This window comes from Empedobacter sp. UBA7248 (assembly GCF_002472945.1).
In the GTDB taxonomy this organism is placed as follows: Bacteria; Bacteroidota; Bacteroidia; order Flavobacteriales; family Weeksellaceae; genus Empedobacter; species Empedobacter falsenii_C.
Genome location: NZ_DKSU01000008.1, coordinates 18,537 through 40,617 on the forward strand (window position 1 = coordinate 18,537; position 22,081 = coordinate 40,617).

The 22,081-nt window shown below is 31.5% G+C and carries 21 protein-coding genes and 2 tRNA genes; 12 read left to right on the plus strand and 11 right to left on the minus strand.

Annotation, left to right across the window (positions count from 1 at the left end; translation table 11 throughout):
* The first annotated feature begins 61 nt into the window (after window positions 1–61).
* Window positions 62–232: a hypothetical protein gene (locus B4A23_RS07065; RefSeq protein ID WP_291118429.1), complete on the plus strand. Its 171-nt coding sequence runs from the start codon at window positions 62–64 to the stop codon at window positions 230–232.
* Window positions 207–1,730, plus strand: a complete 1,524-nt coding sequence (locus B4A23_RS07070) for a recombinase family protein (RefSeq protein ID WP_291118431.1) — start codon at window positions 207–209, stop codon at window positions 1,728–1,730. The genes B4A23_RS07065 and B4A23_RS07070 overlap by 26 nt, the downstream gene beginning before the upstream one ends.
* Here the strand turns inward: B4A23_RS07070 and B4A23_RS07075 are convergent.
* Window positions 1,721–1,805, minus strand: a tRNA-Ser gene (locus B4A23_RS07075). The two genes, B4A23_RS07070 and B4A23_RS07075, sit on opposite strands and share 10 nt — an antisense overlap.
* Window positions 1,806–2,146: 341 nt before the next feature.
* Between B4A23_RS07075 and B4A23_RS07080 the strand changes: the two genes are divergently transcribed.
* Window positions 2,147–3,586: a glyceraldehyde-3-phosphate dehydrogenase gene (locus B4A23_RS07080; protein WP_291118433.1), complete on the plus strand. Its 1,440-nt coding sequence runs from the start codon at window positions 2,147–2,149 to the stop codon at window positions 3,584–3,586.
* Window positions 3,587–3,644: 58 nt separating this feature from the next.
* On the opposite strand, the gene B4A23_RS07085 is transcribed toward B4A23_RS07080, so the two are convergent.
* Window positions 3,645–4,682 (minus strand): hypothetical protein, encoded by a 1,038-nt coding sequence (locus B4A23_RS07085; RefSeq protein WP_291118435.1) that lies wholly within the window; start codon window positions 4,680–4,682, stop codon window positions 3,645–3,647.
* 104 nt (window positions 4,683–4,786) lie between these two features.
* Between B4A23_RS07085 and B4A23_RS07090 the strand changes: the two genes are divergently transcribed.
* Complete coding sequence (locus B4A23_RS07090) at window positions 4,787–6,298, plus strand: carbon-nitrogen hydrolase family protein (protein ID WP_280049997.1); 1,512 nt, start codon at window positions 4,787–4,789, stop codon at window positions 6,296–6,298.
* A 199-nt stretch (window positions 6,299–6,497) separates the two neighbouring features.
* Here B4A23_RS07090 and B4A23_RS07095 read toward each other — a convergent pair whose 3' ends face one another.
* Window positions 6,498–7,754, minus strand: coding sequence for a DUF3748 domain-containing protein (locus tag B4A23_RS07095; RefSeq protein WP_291118437.1), 1,257 nt, complete (start codon window positions 7,752–7,754; stop codon window positions 6,498–6,500).
* Between the two features lie 232 nt (window positions 7,755–7,986).
* Between B4A23_RS07095 and B4A23_RS07100 the strand changes: the two genes are divergently transcribed.
* Together B4A23_RS07100 and B4A23_RS07105 are read left to right on the plus strand one after the other, a co-directional pair.
* Window positions 7,987–9,408, plus strand: coding sequence for a hypothetical protein (locus tag B4A23_RS07100; protein WP_291118439.1), 1,422 nt, complete (start codon window positions 7,987–7,989; stop codon window positions 9,406–9,408).
* 9 nt (window positions 9,409–9,417) lie between these two features.
* Window positions 9,418–9,930, plus strand: coding sequence for a hypothetical protein (locus B4A23_RS07105; protein WP_286513043.1), 513 nt, complete (start codon window positions 9,418–9,420; stop codon window positions 9,928–9,930).
* A gap of 32 nt (window positions 9,931–9,962) precedes the next feature.
* Here B4A23_RS07105 and B4A23_RS07110 read toward each other — a convergent pair whose 3' ends face one another.
* On the minus strand, window positions 9,963–10,475 hold the full coding sequence (locus B4A23_RS07110) for a gamma carbonic anhydrase family protein (protein ID WP_286484644.1): 513 nt from the start codon (window positions 10,473–10,475) through the stop codon (window positions 9,963–9,965).
* 59 nt (window positions 10,476–10,534) lie between these two features.
* Between B4A23_RS07110 and B4A23_RS07115 the strand changes: the two genes are divergently transcribed.
* Window positions 10,535–11,416 carry a NifU family protein gene (locus B4A23_RS07115; protein WP_038333605.1) on the plus strand — a complete coding sequence of 294 codons (882 nt, stop codon included), beginning with the start codon at window positions 10,535–10,537 and terminating at the stop codon, window positions 11,414–11,416.
* 87 nt (window positions 11,417–11,503) lie between these two features.
* Here the strand turns inward: B4A23_RS07115 and B4A23_RS07120 are convergent, their stop codons facing one another.
* The 4 genes from B4A23_RS07120 to B4A23_RS07135 form a co-directional block, all read right to left on the minus strand.
* Window positions 11,504–12,769 (minus strand): acetyl-CoA hydrolase/transferase family protein, encoded by a 1,266-nt coding sequence (locus B4A23_RS07120; RefSeq protein ID WP_291118443.1) that lies wholly within the window; start codon window positions 12,767–12,769, stop codon window positions 11,504–11,506.
* Window positions 12,770–12,898: 129 nt separating this feature from the next.
* Window positions 12,899–13,474, minus strand: a complete 576-nt coding sequence (locus B4A23_RS07125; RefSeq protein ID WP_291118445.1) for a hypothetical protein — start codon at window positions 13,472–13,474, stop codon at window positions 12,899–12,901.
* A gap of 84 nt (window positions 13,475–13,558) precedes the next feature.
* On the minus strand, window positions 13,559–14,341 hold the full coding sequence (locus B4A23_RS07130; protein WP_286502256.1) for a hypothetical protein: 783 nt from the start codon (window positions 14,339–14,341) through the stop codon (window positions 13,559–13,561).
* Between the two features lie 36 nt (window positions 14,342–14,377).
* A complete protein-coding gene (locus B4A23_RS07135) occupies window positions 14,378–15,397 on the minus strand; it encodes an isoaspartyl peptidase/L-asparaginase family protein (RefSeq protein ID WP_291118448.1) in 1,020 nt (339 codons plus the stop codon).
* Window positions 15,398–15,510: 113 nt separating this feature from the next.
* Here B4A23_RS07135 and B4A23_RS07140 point away from each other — a divergent pair, with 113 nt between their 5' ends.
* The 5 genes from B4A23_RS07140 to B4A23_RS07160 all read left to right on the plus strand — a co-directional run bounded on the left by B4A23_RS07140 (window position 15,511) and on the right by B4A23_RS07160 (window position 20,518).
* A complete protein-coding gene (locus B4A23_RS07140) occupies window positions 15,511–16,545 on the plus strand; it encodes an AI-2E family transporter (protein ID WP_291118450.1) in 1,035 nt (344 codons plus the stop codon).
* A 23-nt stretch (window positions 16,546–16,568) separates the two neighbouring features.
* Entirely contained in the window at window positions 16,569–17,000 is a 432-nt protein-coding gene (locus B4A23_RS07145) for an acyl-CoA thioesterase (RefSeq protein WP_052217929.1), read from the plus strand.
* 92 nt (window positions 17,001–17,092) lie between these two features.
* On the plus strand, window positions 17,093–17,578 hold the full coding sequence (locus B4A23_RS07150; protein ID WP_291118452.1) for a SixA phosphatase family protein: 486 nt from the start codon (window positions 17,093–17,095) through the stop codon (window positions 17,576–17,578).
* Entirely contained in the window at window positions 17,575–19,641 is a 2,067-nt protein-coding gene (gene ppk1, locus B4A23_RS07155; protein WP_180904764.1) for a polyphosphate kinase 1, read from the plus strand. Before B4A23_RS07150 ends, ppk1 begins: the two co-directional genes overlap by 4 nt.
* A complete protein-coding gene (locus tag B4A23_RS07160) occupies window positions 19,631–20,518 on the plus strand; it encodes a Ppx/GppA phosphatase family protein (protein ID WP_291118455.1) in 888 nt (295 codons plus the stop codon). The genes ppk1 and B4A23_RS07160 overlap by 11 nt, the downstream gene beginning before the upstream one ends.
* Window positions 20,519–20,604: 86 nt before the next feature.
* On the opposite strand, the gene B4A23_RS07165 is transcribed toward B4A23_RS07160, so the two are convergent.
* The 3 genes from B4A23_RS07165 to B4A23_RS07175 all read right to left on the minus strand — a co-directional run bounded on the left by B4A23_RS07165 (window position 20,605) and on the right by B4A23_RS07175 (window position 22,046).
* Window positions 20,605–20,689, minus strand: a tRNA-Ser gene (locus B4A23_RS07165).
* 132 nt (window positions 20,690–20,821) lie between these two features.
* Window positions 20,822–21,229: a hypothetical protein gene (locus B4A23_RS07170; protein WP_291118457.1), complete on the minus strand. Its 408-nt coding sequence runs from the start codon at window positions 21,227–21,229 to the stop codon at window positions 20,822–20,824.
* 85 nt (window positions 21,230–21,314) lie between these two features.
* Complete coding sequence (locus B4A23_RS07175) at window positions 21,315–22,046, minus strand: YebC/PmpR family DNA-binding transcriptional regulator (RefSeq protein ID WP_038334591.1); 732 nt, start codon at window positions 22,044–22,046, stop codon at window positions 21,315–21,317.
* Window positions 22,047–22,081: the final 35 nt, after the last annotated feature.

A 22,081-nucleotide genomic window follows, 5' to 3' on the forward strand; every position in this document is an offset into this window, starting at 1 on the left:
ACTACTTTTTATTTAACGATTCAAATGTTTAAAAACTTTATGAATATTAAAGAGTAAGATGATGAAGAAAGGTGATGAATATTTAAAAATATCTGATAATCAAAAATATAATATCGATATAAATCAAAAAAGACTAGCTAAGAAGGAAGAAAAAATTGTAAATTTGATTATAGAGATCATTTTATCTACCACTTTAAAGGAATACTATGAAAAGAGCAATAAGATACCTTAGGTTTAGTCAGCTCGGACAGAGTAATGGTTCAATAGAACGACAAGAACTTTATACTGATCAATGGTTAGAATTTAATGAAGTTAAATTAATCGACACTTTTATTGATCGTGGTAAAAGTGCTCGCACATTTGATCGTCCAGATTTTATTAAACTCAAAGATTTTATTAAGAAACATTACAAAGTTGTTGATTATCTTCTTGTCGACCAATTGGATCGTTTTAGTCGCGATGCAGGTGAAGCGATGAGTATGGTAAAATTACTTCAGAAAAAATACAACATTCAAGTTGTAAGCGTTACAGAGGGAATAATCTTCGATTACGACACGCCTGGTAGTTTTTTCAGAGCAGGTTTACAATTACTTCTAGCCGAAGAAGACAACATTAATCGAAGTATAAAGGTGAAAGGCGGTATTTATACTGCTAAAGCAAAAGAAGGACGATTTGTTTTTAAAAATGCTCCATTTGGATACAGGAAAATTGGAGAACGAAAAGAACGAAAACTAATTGTAGAAGAAAGAGAAGCTAAAATTGTCCGCCATATTTATGACGCTTTTCTTAAAAACACACCACTTTATTTGATAAAAGAAGAAGCTAGAAATCTTGGTTTCACCACCAAAGGAAATATGGCGATTGAACGTGTTCTAAAAAATCCTGTCTATGCAGGATTATTAAAAGTAGAAGCGTATAAAAATTATCCTGGGGGATTATTTGATGCGATACATGAACCAATCATCGATAAAACTTCATGGATGATGGTTCAAGAAAAATTTAAAAACCCAATTAAACAGCGTGTAGTTATAGATGATGAACTTCCTCTACGAGGGATATTAAAATGCCATTGTGGAACACCATTATCAGGAGCACCATCGAGAGGGAAATCAGGAAAATATTTTTACTATTATAAATGCCGACATTCACGACACAACAACATTAGTGCTATAAAAGCTCATCATCAACTTCTTCAAATTTGTGAATTAATGAGCTTATCATCTGTTCAACTCAATAAAATTAAATCTGAAACGAATAAATCACTTGAAATTGAGCTATCAAACAATAGAAAAAAGATTGTTGAAAAACAAAATCAATTATTAGCAGTTCAAGAAAAGTTATTTTCGGTAGAAGAAAAATGGATTAAAAACGAAGTAAGCAAGGATACGTATCAACGTTGGTTTTCTAGTTACAATGATGAAATTATAACATTAAAAGGGGCAATAGAGCGATATAGTACTGATCAACAAGTTGCTTTTAAAATCTTAGAAAAGAATCTGAATCAATTAACGGATATGAAGTTTGTTTATTCTAAAGCTAATACTTTACAGAAAAGAGAATTTGTAAACATAGTGTTCGACAGCAATTTATACTATGAAAATGGAATTTATCGAACACCTACAATGATGGATTTATTTTCGAGTAACCATTTGAAAATGAAGGAAGAAAACTTACTTATTTATACAAAAAAAGAGATTCTAAACAATAGAATCCCTTTCAGCGGAGAGTGAGGGATTCGAACCCCCGGAGGTGTGACCCTCAACAGTTTTCAAGACTGCCGCATTCGACCACTCTGCCAACTCTCCAATAACGCAGTTTATTGCGGTATTGCGAGTGCAAATATAGAACGCTTTTTCGAATTTGCAAATAAAACTTTTTAACAATTATTTTACGAAAACGTTTTCGTAAAATAAAATTAAATTCAAATGAAACAATAAAATCATGGTTAATAGCTATTTATTAGTATTCTTAAAATTTAAAATTTCTCATTAAAAATTTATTTTTTTTTCTATATTTTAGTATTTTCGTAGGAATAGTTGCTTTTTTATGACAATAATTAGTTTTTGTAAAAAAAATGTACGAAATCGTTATAATTGATTACTTTTGCCAAGAATTAAGTAAATAAACACAAATAAACATTTATTAAATGAACCACTCTTCTTATGATCAACAACTTGCATCTTTCAATGAAATGAGCAAAAAGGTTGTAGAATTCATTAAAATTGTTTCAGATTTATGGTATGATCAATCTGTTGAATTGGTAATTTTCCGTAATCAATTAGTTGATAAAAACGTTAGTGACATCGTAAATCTACATCAGTATGCTGAGGAATTTGTAGAAAAAAAGATTGCTATCGACGATACGTTAGCGATTGCTAAAGCTATTTCTAAAGCTAAATTACCAGCTTCTAGACTTGATGTTGGAAAATTAGCTAAAGAATATATTTCTGGAGATTACGCTTCGGCAGAAGCTTTTGTTGAAGAGAAATTAGGTGCAAGCAAAAATGTAAAAAGTGTTGAGCCAAAAGATGTTGTTTTATACGGTTTTGGTCGTATCGGACGTTTATTAGCTCGTGAGTTGGCTTCTCAAATGGGAAAAGGTCAACAATTAAGATTACGCGCTGTTGTAACACGTGATAAAAACGATCCTGTTTTATTAGAAAAAAGAGCTTCTTTGTTACGTCATGATTCTGTTCATGGTGATTTTGACGGAAACGTTGTAGCTGATCACGAAAATAATGCTTTAATCATCAACGGAGTTTCTGTTTACATGATTTCTGCAGCTCAGCCAGAAGATATTGATTACACTGCTTATGGAATTAATAATGCTTTAATTATTGATAACACAGGTGTTTTTAAAGATGAAGAAGCGTTATCTCGTCATTTAAAATCTGTTGGTGCTGATAAAGTTTTATTAACAGCGCCAGGAAAAGGTGTTCCGAATATTGTTTATGGTGTTAACCACGAGGAATATAGCCCAGAAAATGTAAATATTTTCTCAGCTGCTTCTTGTACAACAAATGCAATTACACCTATTTTGAAAGTTGTTGAAGATAATTTAGGTGTTGTAAAAGGACATTTAGAAACAATACATGCGTATACAAACGATCAAAATTTGGTTGATAATATGCACAAAAAATACCGTCGTGGACGTGCTGCTGCTTTGAATATGGTAATTACTGAAACTGGTGCTGGTAGCGCAGTTGCAAAAGCTTTACCAAGTTTAGCAGGTAAATTAACTTCGAATGCAATTCGTGTTCCAGTTCCAAATGGATCTTTGGTTGTATTAAATTTAGAAGTTGGTAAAGATACATCTGTTGAAAATGTAAACAACATCATGAAAGATGCTGCATTGAACGGAGAATTAGTAGAGCAAATTAAATATTCGTTGAACAACGAATTAGTTTCTTCGGATATCGTTGGAACTACTGCTCCATCTATCTTTGATAGTAATGCAACAATTGTTTCTGCGGATGGTAAAAATGTTGTGATGTACGTTTGGTACGATAACGAATATGGTTATAGCCACCAAGTAATGCGTTTAGCGAAACATATTGCGGGTGTTAGAAGATATACATACTATTAATAGTATTTTTTCCCTTTATTTAAAATTAATCCACTAGCTTTTTAGTTAGTGGATTTTTTTATTTTATTTGTTCCAAACTATTCGCAATTGCTTTATACAAGACTTCCCCCATTCTTTCACAATTTTCGTAAGATTGATCTTTATAAAACTTTGCAAAACCAGTTCGTAATTGTGCAATATTTTCTGGTTTAGAAATATGATCATTTTTCATGATTTTCATTAAATCACGAAAACGTTTCGAACTATTCGAAATTCTTTTCGAAATCAAGGATTTTACTTCTTTTCTATATTGATCGACAGAATTTGGTTTCAAACGATTATTCACCAAATCAACCATAATTTTATTTTCTTTAAAATACTGTGGTCGATAAATTTTTAAATTTCCTTCATAGCATTGTTGATCGAAATCAATTGGTCGAATTCTATAAATAACTTGATCAAAATCGTGAATTGGAATCACCACATAATTATACGAACGCATATCGCCCAAAAGACCTATAAAACATCGTTCATTGAACTTTACAAATTCTTTTGCAATCTGATTTTTCTCTAAATCATTACATTTATCCAAATAATTTTTGATAAAAACATCTCCTGGAATTCCCAAAATATGCTCTTCAATCAATGTATTTTTGTAGACCAAAAAATTGATTCGATGAGGCGATAAAATATCTTCTAATTCTAAACCATAAATACGCGAAGCATCTGCTTTTTTAATGTAAAAATTAGTATAATTATCATTCAAAATATTACGAACCCGAATACGAAAAGGTTTCGAATTTCCAAACGTACAATAATCAATAGAATCAACAACAAGATAAGGCAAAGACTCCTCATCTCCATCTGAATGTAAGTAAGTATAAATTCTGTTTAGACTATCTTGTATTTCCTGATGTTCCGAGTCAGTATAATAAACACCCAACCAATGTGTGTCATTCCCTTCTTTATCTTCCAACGCTACACAACCCGAAAAACGCATCAAATCATCATATTCTATACTCGCTTTTGTTTTGCGATGATATTTTTCTAAATAATGATTCAATTCGTCACTCACAGGATAAATAGGCTTTCTAAACTCTATTTTTACATCTTTCATTTCATGCTTATTAGTCTATACGAAGATAGGTCTAAATTTATTTTTTAAAATTGTTTATTGGATTAATATTTGCTAAATTCAAGCATAATCTAAATCTAAATAAAATGAATATTCAGGTCAGAAATTTGACTCTTGAAGATTATAGTGATTTGACTGAATCTACAAAAGAAGCCTATCACAATCAGCTTGGAACTTGGACTGTCGACGAAATTAAAGAATTATTAGCTATTTTTCCGCAAGGTCAACTTTGTGTTGAAGTGGATGGAAAAGTTGTTGCTTCGGCATTGAGTATTGTGGTTAATTCGAAAAAAACGAATATCGAATCCAATTATGATACGATAACATCTAATGGTAAATTTTTAAAACATGATCCAGAAGGTGATGTAATGTATGGAATTGAAGTTTTTGTTCATCCAAATTATAGACAATTGCGCTTAGGAAGACGTTTATATGACGAACGTAAAGCGCTTTGTGAAGAAATGAATCTAAAATCAATTGTTGCAGGAGGTCGTATTCCAAATTATCATAAATATTCGCAAGAATTATCTCCTAGACAATATATAGAAAAAGTAAAAAGTAAAGAAATTTATGATTCAACTTTAGCTTTTCAGATTTCGAATGATTTCAATGTCAAAAAAATCTTGAAAAATTATCTGAAAGATGATAAAGAATCCTTAGAATATGCCACTTTATTAGAATGGAATAATATTTATTACGAACCTGAATTGAAATCTAATTCACCAACAAAACGTACTATTCGTCTTGGTTTGGTACAATGGCAAATGCGTTTGTTTAATGGTTTGCAAGATTTTTATGATCAAATTGAGTTTTTCGTAAGTGCGGTGAGCGACTATGGTTCTGACTTTATCATGTTTCCAGAGTTTTTCAATTCGCCATTGATGAGTCCGTATAATCACTTGAAAGAGATTGAAGCGATGCATCAATTAGCGACGATGACGGACGATATTGTGAAGAAAATTCAAGAATTTGCAATTACCTATAATGTCAATATTATATCAGGTTCTATGCCGCATCTAAAGGAAGGAAAACTGTATAATACTTCATTTTTATGTCATCGTTCGGGGAAATTAGATTCGTATAGTAAAATACACATTACGCCAAACGAGTTCAAATATTACGCATTGAATGGTGGCGACGAAATAAAAGTTTTTGATACTGACTGCGGAAAAGTAGGTTTGCTGATTTGTTATGATGTCGAATTCCCTGAATTGAGCCGTATTTTAGCTGATCAAGGAATGGAAATTTTATTTGTTCCGTTTATGACTGATACGCAAAATGGTTATACGCGAGTACGTAGTTGCGCGCAAGCGCGAGCAATAGAAAATGAGTGTTATGTGGCCATTGCGGGCTCTGTAGGGAATTTACCACGCGTAAATAATATGGATATTCAATATTCGCAATCGGCAGTTTTCACTCCTTCAGACTTTTCTTTTCCAAACAATGGAGTCAAAGCAGAAGCAACTCCGAATACTGAAATGGTACTGATTTCAGACGTTGATCTTTATCTTCTAAAAGAATTGCATGAGTATGGAACTGTAAAAACGATGAAAGATAGACGCAAGGATTTGTATGAAGTAAAACTAATAAAATCATAAAAAAAACCTCCAAATTGGAGGTTTTGTTTTAGGTCTTATTCTAGTTGGTTAGACTCGAATAAGAGCATGCAATCTAACTTTTTTTAAAAGCATAGACCTTAGGTTCGGTTAAGTATCTGTACTAAATTTAGAAATATTTTTTATGAGGGACAAATATTTTTTTAGAAAACTTATAATTTTAACATATTTCAGTTTTGTTTTATAACTCTAATTCGAAGATTTGAATAAACTTTTTATTGAAATTATTTGAAACAAATTGATTAAAATAGATTTTTTTTCCATCATTAGAAAAATGTGGTATTCCTGTTAATTCATTATTGATTTTTTGAACTTGATATAGTTGTTTAGATTTTTTTTCGGTTAAATCATTTAGATATATTTTATCATCAACAAAGTAAATAGCGCATTTTCCATTTGGTGAAAGATTGAATGGAGATGTAATCGAATTCTCTAAAAAAGAATATTGAATAATTTCATTCGAAACTAAATTTACACCAAATAATTGCCTTTTATCAAATTCATCTTCCATCAAAAAATAGATGATTTTTCCGTCTGGTGAAGAACGTAACCAATGTCTAAAATTACTAATTCCATTTTGAGTAAAAGTGATTCGTTTCTGCGAAATACAACTTGGCACATCTGGCAAAGCTTTAAAACTACCTTTTAAATCATCATTTTCATCAAAACTTATTTCATCTGGAATTTCAGCAACAAAAATTTCTGTTTTCAAATTCCCTTTTTCATTGCGCACATGCCCCTGAAATGCAATATTGTTTGTTGAGTTAATCCAACATTCATCAAAAGCTTTTTCGATTTCATCACTTCCATTTATAGGATTTACTACTACTTTCGAAACGATAATCGAGAACATTTCACCAGAATTATTTTCTAATGTTTCATCCAACTCAACCTCAACTTTTTTGGGAAACATCATTCCAACTACTCGCTGATCTTTTATAGTAGAATTGTGTTTGGATTCCTGTTCTAAGACATAATCGTTATAAGTAAAACTAATCCAATTCTTCTCTTTTTGCCACGAATGTGAATGCGTTCCTCCACGCAAAGCACCATTTGTAAAGGGAAAATTTATATTTCGGGCATCCATAAAAATAGGCTGATTTGAAAATTCTAAATCAATTGCGACACCTGTTCTTCTTGTTGGCGAATATGGATTTGCTTGATTTGAATTTCGAATACCGTGAATAAAAATAACTTTATTCTCAATTTGCGAAAACGAGGCTGCGCCTACACCAGGACCAAATTCTGTTTGATTATTTGTTCTATAAATAATTTCGGATTCGTAGGTTTTCGTGTGAAGCAAACAGATGGAAGAAGTTTCTCCAATTTTTGTATCATCATTACGTGTATCAAAAACAAGATAATTGCCATCAACCGATTGAATTTGATTATGATGAAGCGTATGTCCAAAATCATCATAAGTTAACTGCCTTACCATATCATACTGTTTAATAACATTTTATCTACTTAATAAATACTTAATAAGCAATTAAAAACATAACTATTTGATTATTAGAAATATTTTAACGTTTCTTATAAAGATTTGTTACAAAAGTACATTCTAAATTTGTTGTCTCAAAATAATAAAATTAATAAAATTATTTCAAAATAGCCATATAGATTTATTGTCTAAATTGAAATTATTAGAAAGTAATTAATCTACACAAATTATGATTAAAAATATACTTTTTTTCAATGTCTTTATTTTCCTTAGTATAAGTTTTGTTAAATCTCAAACAACAAAGGTAATATTTAATGAAGATTTTGGAAAATCTACAACAAGAATTGGTTCACAATATGTGCCACAATCTGGAAATGATAGCAATTTAGAGAAATTTGATAGTCACGGATCAAGTTTTTATCATTTAGCAGATCAATACTTCCAAGAAGCACCAAATCCAAGTAAAACAAGTCGAGCTACATCAAACCAAGATGTTTGGAATATTGATAACGGATATTATGCGGTAATTGCACCAAAAAATATTTACGATTTTACAACTGACGCTCCTGATGGAAATAATTTCTGGAAAGGTAGTTGGTGGCAGAAAATTCAAAACCATACCGACACTTCTGATGATGGCGCTGTAATGGTTGTAAACGGAGGTAAAGTTTTGAATCAATATTATAGACGTGTTGTGGTATTAGAACCTGGTAAAACATATAAAATTTCAGCTTGGTTTTATGGTTCTGGAAATAATAATGTTGGAGTTAATTTCGAAGCGCAGAATATTACTACAGAAGAAATTTTAGGATCATCGAACAAAGATTTAGGCATTACAAATTTCGAAAATTGGTCAAATAATGTAATGAGATTAACAAACGCAAATAAATGGGAACAAAAATCTTGGAGTTTCAAAGTACCTGATAGTAAAACCTGTTCTACGATTGCAATTGCGTTGCGTAATAATGTAATAGCAGATGGAGGAAACGATTTTTATGTAGACGACATTATGCTTGAAGAAACTACCGAAGAAGCAAGTGTAATTGATTGTTCAGATAGCCCAGAAATTGATGCTGTCATAAAAGCGAATAACGATTCTTTTATTGTAACTTCTACAGATCGTACATTTAGCATTATTGAAAATGACACATATGATGAAGAATTAGGTAAAATAATATTATCTGGAACTGATAAAAACACAACAATTGCCACAATTGATAGTTGGCCTGATGGAATTACGTTAAATCCAGAAACTGGAGAAATTACAGTAGCAGAAGGTGCAACTATTCCGACAGAACCTTTGCGTTATCAAGTATGTAATACACTTGGAGTTTGTTCGACGGCACTTATAACGTTGAAATTCTCTTTTGATACTACAACTTGTACTCAAAATCCTATAATTGGAACTCCAAAAGGATATACAAATGTTGGAATTTCTTCTTATAGTCAAAATGAAAACTTTCCGACTAATATTCCGAACGGATTTATTGCTTTACAATCTAGTAACAAAGGATTGGTGATAAATCGTACTACTTCTTCTCAGATTTTAAAACCTCTTGAAGGAATGATTATTTACGATACTACGGATAAATGTGTCAAACTTTATAATGGCTCTACTTGGAGCTGCATCAAAAAATCTTGTAATAATTAAACAATAAACATGAAATTTTTAATATATCTATCTTTATTTGTTGCACTTGTAATGAATGAAGCAAAAGCTCAGTTAATTATAGCAACGGATGAAAAAAGTGTAAATATTACAGAATCAACACTTTTACAATTCGAAGACAATAATTCTAAAGGAATAATTTTACCTGCAAACACAACAATACCTACAGAAGTTACTAATGGTACTTTTATGTTTGATCAAACAGATGCTAAAGTAAAAATGTACGAAAACAATAGTTGGATTGATTTATCAGATACTGGAGATAAATCTTCAATCATTACTAATTCTTCAACAGATAATGGCGAGGGTGTAATAGTTGGTTCAGAAAAAACTGATGCAAAAGGGATTTTAGTTTTAGAATCTACTGATAAAGCAATGGTTTTACCTCGTGTAAACGATGTTGTAAATGATATTATTTCTCCTTATCCAGGACTAATGTGTTACGATATCACATCCAAAACAATTGCCTTTTTTGATGGTAAAGTTTGGAATTTTTGGAAGTAGAAAATAAAAGCTCAGTTATACTGAGCTTTATTTTATTTATACCAACTACTATACATCAAATAATTATTGGCGATTCTTTCTATTTCGCCTTCTTTCAATTCTTTTGGAACATCTTTAATTTTTTTCGCAGGAATTCCAGCCCATAATTCTCCTTCTTTTACATGCGTTCCTTTGGTTAAAATCGCACCAGCAGCAATCAAAGAATTAGATTCTATTACACAATCATCCATCACAATTGCGCCCATTCCAACCAAAACATTATCGTGTATTGTACAACCATGTACAATCGCATTATGCCCTATCGAAACATTATTTCCAATTGTTGTTGGCGATTTTTGATACGTTGCATGTATTGTTGCATTATCCTGAATATTTACTTTATTTCCCATTTTGATATAATGTACATCTCCACGCACAACTGCAGAAAACCAAATTGAGCAATCGTTTCCCATTTCTACCTCTCCTACAACTACCGCATTATCCGCTAAAAAGCAGTTTTCACCGAACTTTGGTGTGTGCCCATTTAATTCTTTAATTATTGCCATAACAAAATCTATAATTCTAATGATAAAGATACATTTTTATAGCGTATTTTTGTACAACTATGAGAGTATACGAAGAAATTACACCAAATAATAACGTGATGAAGTTCGTTTGTGACGAGACTTTAACACAAGGTGGCGTGGAATTCGATAAAGAATCTACAGCTACCGAATCTCCTTTAGCGCAAGTTTTATTGACTATACCATTTATTCAAAAAATATTTATCACAGCGAATTTTGTTGCGATAGAAAAAATAGATGCTGTTGATTGGGCTGATGTGACAGAAGATTTGAAAGAAATTATCAATGAACATTTAGAAGAAAACGCAATTTTAGCACCAATGAAAAAAGCTCCTATTTCTATTTATGCAGAAATGACGCCTAATCCTGCTGCGATGAAATTCGTTTCAAATTCTATGTTAGCGCCAGAAATCATCGAAATAAAATCGAGAGAAAAAGCTGCTGGAGTTCCATTAGCAGTTGCGATTTACAAAGAATATCCTTTTGTAGAGGAAGTTTTTATTGTTGATAATTATGTTTCTTTAACAAAAAACGAAACAGAAGATTGGTCACTTTGGGCGATGGATGTTCGTTCTTTTATTACCAATTATTTACAAGCTGGAGGTCCTGTTTTTGATGAATTTTATGAATTCACAACAGAAGCTCCTGAACATGTTGTGGTAAAATCTGCCGAAGAATTTTCTTCTGTTGAGCAGCAAATCAAAGCTATTTTAGATGAATATGTTCAGCCAGCAGTTGCAAATGATGGTGGAAACATCGAATTAATTGAATTTGATGAAGAAACACGTACAGCTAAAATGTTATTACAAGGTGCTTGTTCTGGTTGTCCGTCTTCTACAGCAACGCTTAAAAATGGTATCGAAGGAATTTTAAAACAAATGATGCCTGATGTTGTAGACAACGTTGAAGCTGTTAATGGATAAGATTAAAAATATTTTTATCTAAAAATAAAGAAAGCCTTCTGATTTAGAAGGCTTTTGTATTTTCATTAAATTATCAATATCATATTTTTAAGAAGAAATCGCTTCAAAATATTCTTTTTCGATTTGTTCTCTAAAATCTGGATGCGCAATTTCAGCCATTGCTTTTACACGTTGTCGAATATTTTTTCCAAATAAATTTGCAACACCATATTCCGTTACAATATAATTTACATGTGCTCTTGTCGTCACAATTCCCGCACCTTGTTTTAGGAATGGTACTATTTTATTTGCACCTTTTGCTGTTGTTGACGTTAATGCAATGATCGATTTTCCACCTTTACTTAAAGATGATCCGTATATAAAATCAACTTGTCCTCCAACACCAGAAAATATTCGCGAACCAATTGAATCTGCACTTACTTGTCCCGTAACATCTACCTCAATAGCCGAATTAATCGAAACCATTCTATTGTTCTGACTAATCTTAGCAGGATCATTTGTAAAAGAAGCGTCGCGCATTTCTACGCCAGGATTATCATCAATAAAATCATATAACAATTGTGAACCATGCGCTAAAGTCGAAACAATTTTACCTTTCAATAATTTTTTGTGTTCGCCTGTAATCACGCCAGATTTAACCAATGGAACAATTCCATCTGAAAATAATTCGGTATGAATTCCTAAGCCTTTATGATTCTTCAAATTATTCAAAACTGCATTTGGAATAGAACCAATCCCTAATTGTAAACAACTTTTATCTTCAATTAATTCAGCAATATAATTCCCAATTTTAGCTTCTTCCTCCGTAATATTTCCATTATCCAAGATATCTAACGGTTGATGATGTTCTACTAAATGCGTGATAGTCGAAATATGTAAAATTCCGTCACCAAATGTGCGTGGCATATATTTGTTCACTTGCGCAATAACCACACGAGAAGTCTCAATTGCCGCTCTAATATTCTCCACAGAAGTCCCTAAAGAACAATAACCATGCGAATCAGGCTCAGAAATCTGAATTAAAACAACATCAACATTCAATTCAGTTCGAATCACTTTTCCCATTTCGCTAAAGAAAATCGGTAAATACGAACCATTTCCTTCTTTTATCGTGTGACGCACATTAGCGCCTAAAAAAAAAGAATTGACAAAAAATGAGTCTTTATAAGCAGGATTTGCATATTCTGCATTTCCACTTGTATGAATATGACAAAATTCTACATCTCTCAATTCATGCGCTCTCTTCGATAATTCTGATACCAAAAATGTAGGCGTAGCCGCAGCTGCATGAACGTAAACACGATCGCCAGATTTGATTTCTTTTACAGCTTCTGTTACAGAAGTATATTTCATAAGTAGATTTTAATAATCGTGCAAAATAAAGGCTTTGATGCTTTATAAAAAACGATATTTTTCATCAAAATCTAATCAAATTTTATTCCTAATAATTGGAATTGTAGTTTGCGTTTTTCTTGATAAAAATTATTCATCAAAAAAGTCGATAGAACGGCGATAATTATAAAAAAATAATCTTCGACGAGCTTCTAAATCATTGACACGAATCGACGAAACATCATCAACCTGAAAATACAAAGAACCTTCGTCTGTTCCTTCCGAACCAATACATTTCAACTCAAAATCATCTTCAGTTAAATTTCTGATAAAACCTGCAAAACGACTATTGTTATTTAATTGAATACGTGTGACATATTCGGTTTTATCATTTATTTCGTCTAAAATTTGACGAACCCAATTTTCTTCTGCTGTTGCATTAAATGTAATTGGATTTTCTTGATCCAAATCGGTGTGATGTTCTTTCAAATAATTGAGACATTTGCAGTAATCATCAACATCTATTCGACTAATTTTGAAATAAGGTTCGATTAAAATTCCATCTTTTTTACCATATTTCGAAATGTGTTGCATTGTAAAAAATTCGTCATTAAAATCTAAAATATATCCAGCCCAAAAATTGTCTCCTTCGGGATCATTGTAAACGGCAATAATTGATTGATTTTCTTTTGAGTGTTGTAATATTTTATAGAAGTTAGAATTCATATTTCTTTGAGTTAAAAAGTCAAATTACGAATCTTTATGGATAAAAAAAAGGTTCTTGATTATTTCAAAAACCTTTTCTTTCTATTAATTTGCTTTTCGGAAAATCGAAGCTTCATAACTTAATGATTGCCAATCTCCTTTTTGCAGATTATCTAATTTTATTTTTTTGTAGATATTTTCTTCTCCTGCAACTGTTATTGTAAATTGTGTACGATCTAAAATATTTTTTTCAGTAATTGTATAATTTATATCAAATTTCTTTTTTGTCAATTTCTCTACAATTGGTTTTAAATAAGCAATCGCAGCTTCAGAATTTTTGAATTGTTCGTTTTGTGGAAATTGCACATCAAAATATCCTTCGTATGTAAAATCTGGTTCTGTAATAATCAAATTATAAGGATCCGCAAACAAGGCTGGACGCTGTTTTTGATATTCTTTTTCGGTTTTATATTGACGTTTTTCTTCTTTATAAATCAACGGATATTTATCAGCAAGAACAGCTAATTTATCGGCATCATAAGAATAAGGAATTCCGTCATGAAAAACATTGTAAAATGCAGGATTCACCAACCATTGATCGACAATTTTTTTATCTTTTACCATATAAATCATCACTCCATTTTCTTGCGCTTGGAAAGTAGACGATTGATATCCATACTCCAAAATTGGTTTTCCTAATTGTATAGCCGCAGTATTTTCTAACATAAAATTAAACTTCTCATAAGCCTTTGTTTCATCGCTTAAAGGAGCCATTCCATATACTTTTGTCGAAGCATCTACATTTTTATCATTAATCATAGAGGTTACTTGCGCTGTTGCAAAATTTGCAAGAACAACAGTGGCTGTAAGTAAAATTTGTTTTATCATGTATTGTATATCTTTATTTTAAAATGTGTTCCAAATTTATTGATAAATTTCGATAGTTATCTTACCTGATTGCGTAATACTTCCGCGATACATTCCGGCAGTGTTAAAAGGAAAACTTGCTTGACCATTTTTATCTAAAATAATCATTCCGCCATCGCCACCTAAATCACCAATTTTCTTGATAACTTCTTCACCAGCTTTTTTCGAAGAAAGTTTTTTGTAATTCATCAAAGCTGCAACATCATATGCCGCAACTGCTTTTATAAAATATTCACCCCAACCTGTACTCGAAACACCAACTTCGCTATTTGCATAGGTTCCAGCTCCGATAATTGGCGAATCACCAACACGCCCAAAACGTTTGTTTGTCATTCCGCCCGTCGAAGTTCCTGCCGAGATATGACCTTTGTTATCCAAAGCAACTGCGCCAACTGTACCAAATTTTTCGTCAACAAAATTGAAAGGAACATACGCTTGTGTTTTAGCATCGTGGTCTAATTCCATTTTTTCTTTGTCTTTTTCCAAAACTTTTTGAAGAGAATTCCAGCGTTCTTCCGTTTTGAAATAACTTGGATCAACAATTTCTAAACCTTGAATTTGAGCAAATTCTTCTGCTCCTTTTCCAACCATCATAACATGAACAGAATTTTGTAAAACAGCTTTTGCTGCTAAAATAGGGTTTTTAATCGTTGTAACTCCAGCCACAGCTCCAGCTTGCATTGTATTTCCAATCATCAACGAAGCGTCTAATTCATTTTTACCTTCATGTGTAAAAACCGCGCCTTTTCCAGCATTAAACAAAGGCGAATTTTCCATTACTTTTATGGCCTCTATCACCGCATTTTCACTTTCGCCACCTTGTTTGATGACTTCATAACCTTTTGTCAAAGATTCAGCTAAAGCATCTCGGTACGCTTTTTCCTTTTCGGGTGTCATATTTTTTTTGAGAATTGTACCAGCACCACCATGAATTACCAAAACAACTTTGTCTTGTTTTGTTTGTGCATATGTCGTCAACGTCAAAACGGATAAGATTAAACCAACTATTTTTTTCATGTGTAAAATTTTATTCAACGTATAAAAATAGAAAAGTTTATAGAAATTAACTATTTTTAGCATTGAATTTGATAACGAAATATCAACAACTGTTATTAAACAAATAAATACCTATGAACTCTAATAAACACTATCTTTCTAACAATATCTTGTTACAGTTAGCATTTATTGCAATAATACTTTTAGTTTTTGGATTAATTACCAAAAATCTTTTAGCATTTTTCCCTGGTTTTCTTGGCGCTTTATGTTTGTACGTTTTGCTCCTAAATCCTTTGCAATGGCTAGTTAAAGTAAAAAAATGGAACAAATTAGGAAGTGTAATTGTCTTAATGATTAGTAGTGCAATTCTAATTATAGGACCTCTTTATTTATTAATTCAAATGTTAACGAATAAGGTAATGGTGCTATTAAATGACACAGCTCAAATTAAAAAAGATGTCAATAAAATTATTGAAATGTTGCAAACCAAATTTCATATTGATGTTTTTAGTGCGACAAACATTGAAAAAATAACTCAAGTTGGAGGGAAGTTATTAGAAAAAACACTGAATGCTTCAATGGATATGACAGTTCAGTTGGGTGTTGCTTTCCTTATTTTGTATTTTATGTTGATGAATCATCAAAAACTTGAAAATTGGTTTTACAGAACTATTCCGCTTAAAACAAGTAATTTAGTGAAGATGAACAAAGATTTGAAAGATTTGGTCATTTCTAATGCAGTAGGTATGCCGTTAACAGCCTTTCTACAAGCAATTATTGCCTACATTGGATATCTTATTTTTGGAGTTGATGATGCTTTTACATGGTTTATTTTAACCATTTTTGCGGCGATGTTACCAGTTGTTGGAGCAGCCTTAATTTACGTTCCTTTAGCATTATTTCTATTAGCAAGCGGTGATACAGGACAAGCGATCGGATTATTGATATATTGTTTTGTTATTGTTGGATTATCAGACAATTTGATTCGTTTAGTTTTACAGAAAAAAATGGCGGATGTTCATCCATTAATTACTATTTTTGGAGTAATCGTTGGAATAAATTTATTCGGATTTATTGGAATTATTTTCGGACCAATCTTATTTTCAGTATTCTTTTGGTTAGTCAAATTGTACAAATACGAATTTATTGATCCAAATCCAGAAGATTAATTATTATTAAAAACCAATTAAAAATGAGTATAGAAAACTTTAAATTCTTTAAGCCTTTAGAACCACGTTGGAGCGATTTTGATCCAATTGGTCATGTAAATAATGTGTTTTATTTCGAGTATTTCCAGATCGGTAGAGCCTATTATATGATGGCTTCGAGCAAAAAATGGCAATGGACGCGCCACATGTTTGTTATTGCGCATATGGAAGCAAGTTACCAAAAAGAATTACGTCCAAATGCGATAGAGCCTCGTATTGGTGTACGAGTGACAAAATTAGGAAATAAGAGTTTCGATTTTGAATATATTGTCACAAGTAAAAGCGAAAATGGCGAAGATGTTATTCATTGTATCGGAAAAAGTACACAAGTAATGTACGATATGGAAGAGAAAAAATCAATGGAATTGCCAGATTGGGTAAAAAATGATTTTAAGAATTACGAAGGTAATCTTTAGAAAATAATCCTAAAAAAATACAACAGTAGTTAAGTCTTTTCGTTAGATAATGATTAGATTTAACTACTTTTTCTTTTTAAACTCGTTGCGTTATGAAAAATTTGTTTTTAATGCGTCATGCAAAAAGTAAATGGAACGAAAATGTTTCAGATCAATTTCGTTCTATCACAGAGATTGGTGAATTCAAAACGAAGAAAGTAGCAAATTATATTCATCAAAATTTTGAATTGAAATTTGATAAAATATTTTCGAGCAAAGCAGTTCGAGCAAAAGAAACTTCTCTACTTGTCAAACCTATTTTATTTCCTAATCAAACCATTCATATCGAAGATGATTTGTATACTTTTTCGCATTATTTATTAGACAAATGGATTAGAAATTTGGATAATGAATTGCAAAATGTTCTTATTTTTGGACATAATCCTGCGTTTACAGATATTACCAATCAGTTAGGAAATGAAATGATTTACAATCTTTCGACTTCTGGATTTGTCTGGATACAGTTTGATTCTGATGATTGGAGATCAATACAAAAAGGAAAAACTATAAAAATAATTTTACCTAAAGAAATTAAATGAAAAAATATATAAACCGCGAAATCAGTTGGCTTTCTTTCAATGCGCGTGTGTTGCAAGAGGCTTCTGATGAAACAGTTCCGTTGTTAGAACGAATTCGTTTTTTAGGAATTTATTCGAACAATTTAGATGAATTTTATTCGGTTCGATATTCTACAATTTTACGCTCGATACAGTTCAAAGATGTAGAAATCGTTTATCAAAATATTGTGCCAGATCAAACGGACGAAGAATTGATCGATGAAATCAATGAAATTGTGCGTCAACAGCGCGTTCAGTACGATGATTTGCATAATCAATTATTCAAGGAATTAGAGAATCACAATATTTTTGTGATTGATGATAAATCAATTCCTGAGAATTATTTAGAATTTATTTCCGAATATTTTTACAACGAATTTATCCATACAGTTGGAGTTTTTATTTTAGATGACATCAAAAAAGCGCCACCTTTACGCGATGGATCGTTCTATTTAGCAGTAAAAATGCAATTAAAAGACAAAGTTCAATATGCACTTTTGATTGTTCCAACGCATTTATTTTCGCGTTTTATTGTGCTTCCAAAGTATGATCAAAATACCTATGTCATGTATTTGGAAGATATTATTCGTTTTCATTTGAAAGATATTTTCAAGATGTTTGATTTTGAAACAATTGAAGCACATTCCATAAAAATTACACGAGATAGCGAACTTGATTTTGATAATGATTTGGAACATAGTTTATTAGAAAAAGTCATTAATAGTTTAGAAAATCGTAAAAAAGGTGTTCCTGTCCGATTAGTTTATGATGCTGAAATTGCACCAGATACGTTGAAATTTTTCTTGAAAAAATTAAGATTAGACGAATATGATAGTATCAATCCGGGTGGAAAATATCACAACAAACGAGATTTGATGAGCTTTCCAAGTTTTGATATTCCAAATTTAACATACGAAAAAATAAAACCAATTATTCAGAAAAAACCTTTTGAATATAACAGTTATTTTCAGGCTTTTACTGAAAATGAGGAAATGATGATGGCGCCTTATCATGATTATTCTTTGTTGTTAAAATTTCTTCGTGAAGCCGCAATTGATCCGAAAGTAACCAAAATAAAAATTACTATTTATCGTGTTGCAAAAGATTCGCAAGTGATGCATTCGTTGATAAACGCAGCGATGAACGGAAAAGAAGTAACAGCTGTTTTGGAACTTCGCGCGCGATTTGATGAATCCAATAATGCGATGTGGTCGAAAAAATTGCAAGAAGCTGGTGTGAATGTTATTTTTGGGGTTCCGGGACTGAAAGTACATTCGAAAATTGGTTATATCGAACGTAAACCAGAAGGAATGTTGGCACAGAAATATGTGTTTATCAGTACAGGAAATTTTCATGCAGGAACAGCAAAAATTTATACAGATTATACATATTTCACAACCAATCCTGGAATAACAAAGGATGTTGAACAGATTTTTAAATTTTTCGGAGCTAATTATTTGAACTTAACGTACAATCATTTATTGGTTTCACCTTATGGAACGCGTAAAAAAATTGTCAAGATGATTAAACGAGAAATCAAAAATCATCAAGCTGGTTTACCTGCGGAAATTAACATGAAACTGAACAGTTTAAGCGATAAACAAATCATTGATTTATTGTACAAAGCTTCTCAAAAAGGAGTAAAAGTTCGTTTGGTTGTGCGTGGAATTAATTGTTTGATTCCTGGAGTTAAAAATCTTTCCGAAAATATTGAATGTGTCAGCGTTATTGATAAATTTTTGGAACATCCACGTGTGTATTGGTTTAAGAATGCGGGCGATGACAAAGTTTATATTTCATCGGCAGATATGATGGAACGTAATTTGGATAATCGTGTGGAAGTTGCGTGTCCAATTTACGATCATAAATTCAAAAAAATCGTTATGGATACGTTTAATTTGAGTTTTGAAGATAATGTAAAAGGTCGCCAAATAACGGCTGAATCTTCTTTAGAATACAAACGAAACAATAAAAAACCAAACCGCTCTCAGTTTACGACCTACGAATATTTTAAAAAATTAAACGAACAAGAAAATGAAGATTAGAAAATTAGGAGCAATAGATATTGGATCCAACGCCATGAGATTGTTGATTAATTATGTTTACGAAGAAGAAGGTCGTGCACCAATTTTTAATAAAACCAGTATTGTGAGAATGCCTATTCGTTTGGGACACGACGTTTTTATTGATGGACAAATTTCCGAAACAAATATAAATCGTATTTGTGATGCTATGTTGTCTTATGCATTGATGATGAAGGTTTATGATATTGAAATCTATAAAGCTTATGCAACTTCTGCCATGCGCGAAGCCAAAAATGGAAAAGAAGTTGTAAAAAAGGTGATTAAAAAATCTGGAATTAACATCGAAATTATTGATGGAAAAACCGAAGCTGAATTACTTTTTAATACTGAATTAGGTGATTTTATACAAGACGAAAAAATCTATTTGTATGTAGATGTTGGTGGTGGTAGTACCGAATTAACGTTATTAAAAGATAATAAGGTTTTTACTTCAAAATCTTTTGAAGTAGGAACTGTACGTTTGTTAGAAAATAAAGTTTCGCCAAATACTTTTAACGAAATGAAAGAATGGATTCATGAAAACATTGGTCATGATGAAGTCGAATTAATTGGTTCTGGAGGAAATATCAACCATGTGTACAAATATTCTGGCGTAAAACTAGGAATGCCTTTGAGTAGCATTTATGTAAAAAAACATTATCAAATTCTACAAACAATGACTACGGAAGAACGTATGCAGAATTTCAACATGAAGCCCGACCGCGCTGATGTAGTGGTTTATGCATTAGAAATTTATAATAATGTACTAAAATGGTCACATGCAAAGAAAATTCATGTTCCGAAAATTGGACTTTCGGACGGAATTATTCGAAAAGTATATAAAGATTTAGAAAAATAAATGATGAGGTCAGATTAGTCTGGCCTTTTATTTTGATTAAAATTTTATAAAACAAAAAAAGCTTGAACAAATGTTCAAGCTCTTAGCGGAGAGTGAGGGATTCGAACCCCCGGAGGTGTGACCCTCAACAGTTTTCAAGACTGCCGCATTCGACCACTCTGCCAACTCTCCAATAACGCAGTTTATTGCGGTATTGCGAGTGCAAATATAGAACGCTTTTTCGAATTTGCAAACCTTAATTTAAAGTTTTTTTAATACAAAAACATAGTTTATTCAGTATCAAATAAATATTTTTAAAAAAAATTATACAATTATTACCAAAGCTATCTGAATAAGGAAGCCAAGCGTGAAAAACAAGGCTGCAAACTTCAATAAAGTAAAGCGAAATGTTTCGTTTATGATTAATTTATTAACCAATGGTTTCGAGATTTTTTCATCCAAAAGCTTTTCTACTTTTTTATAGAAAATCAATAATAAAATTATAATCACCATAACAACTGTAAATATCAAAATAGAACTCATCGAATGATAAAACATCACTCCCATAGCCATTCCTAATACAGCTAATATTAATTGTGGTAATTGATTAATTGCTTTCCGAATCATTTCTTCGGTTTTACTTAACCAATCAGCTCCAAGAATTTCTGGCGCAGCCATCCAAAATGCAACAAATTGTAAAATCAAACCAAGTAAAGTAAAAATTTTTATCATTCTCAAAAATTCAATTATAGTTAAAGATAAAAAAAACCGTTTAAAATAAATTAAACGGTTTTCATATTATTCTTTTCAAAAAAGATTATTCTTCCTCTTCTTCGTCTTCTTTCATCGTATGATAAACGTTATTGACGTCCTCATCTTCATCAAATTTCTCTAACAATTTCTCGATGTCAGCTTTTTGTTCTTCTGTTAATTCTTTTGTTGTTTGTGGAATTCTTTCAAATTCTGATGAAATAATTTCATATCCACCTTCTTCCAAAGATTTGAAGATTGTTCCGTAATTCTCGAAAGGTGCAATTAATACAATTCCATCTTCATCCTCAAAAATCTCCTCTACTCCAAAGTCAATCATTTCAAATTCTAATTCCTCTAAATCTACATTTTCAGGTTTTTGAATTTTGAAATTACAGATATGATCAAACATAAATTCAACAGAACCTTGCGTTCCTAATTGTCCATTACATTTACTGAAATAAGAACGAACGTTAGCTACTGTACGATTGTTGTTATTTGTAGAAGTTTCAACTAAAACAGCAATTCCGTGAGGTCCATAACCTTCGAAAATAACTTCCTTATAGTTTTCTGTATTTTTATCAGATGCTTTTTTGATTGCGCGTTCGATGTTATCTTTTGGCATGTTAACAGCCTTCGCATTCTGAATCACCGCACGAAGATGAGAATTTGAATGCGGATCAGGTCCTCCTGCTTTTACTGCCATTACGATATCCTTCCCAATTTTAGTAAACGCTTTAGACATTGCCGCCCAACGTTTTAATTTACGTCCTTTTCTAAATTCAAATGCTCTTCCCATTTATACTTGTTTTTATAGCTGCAAATTTATTCATA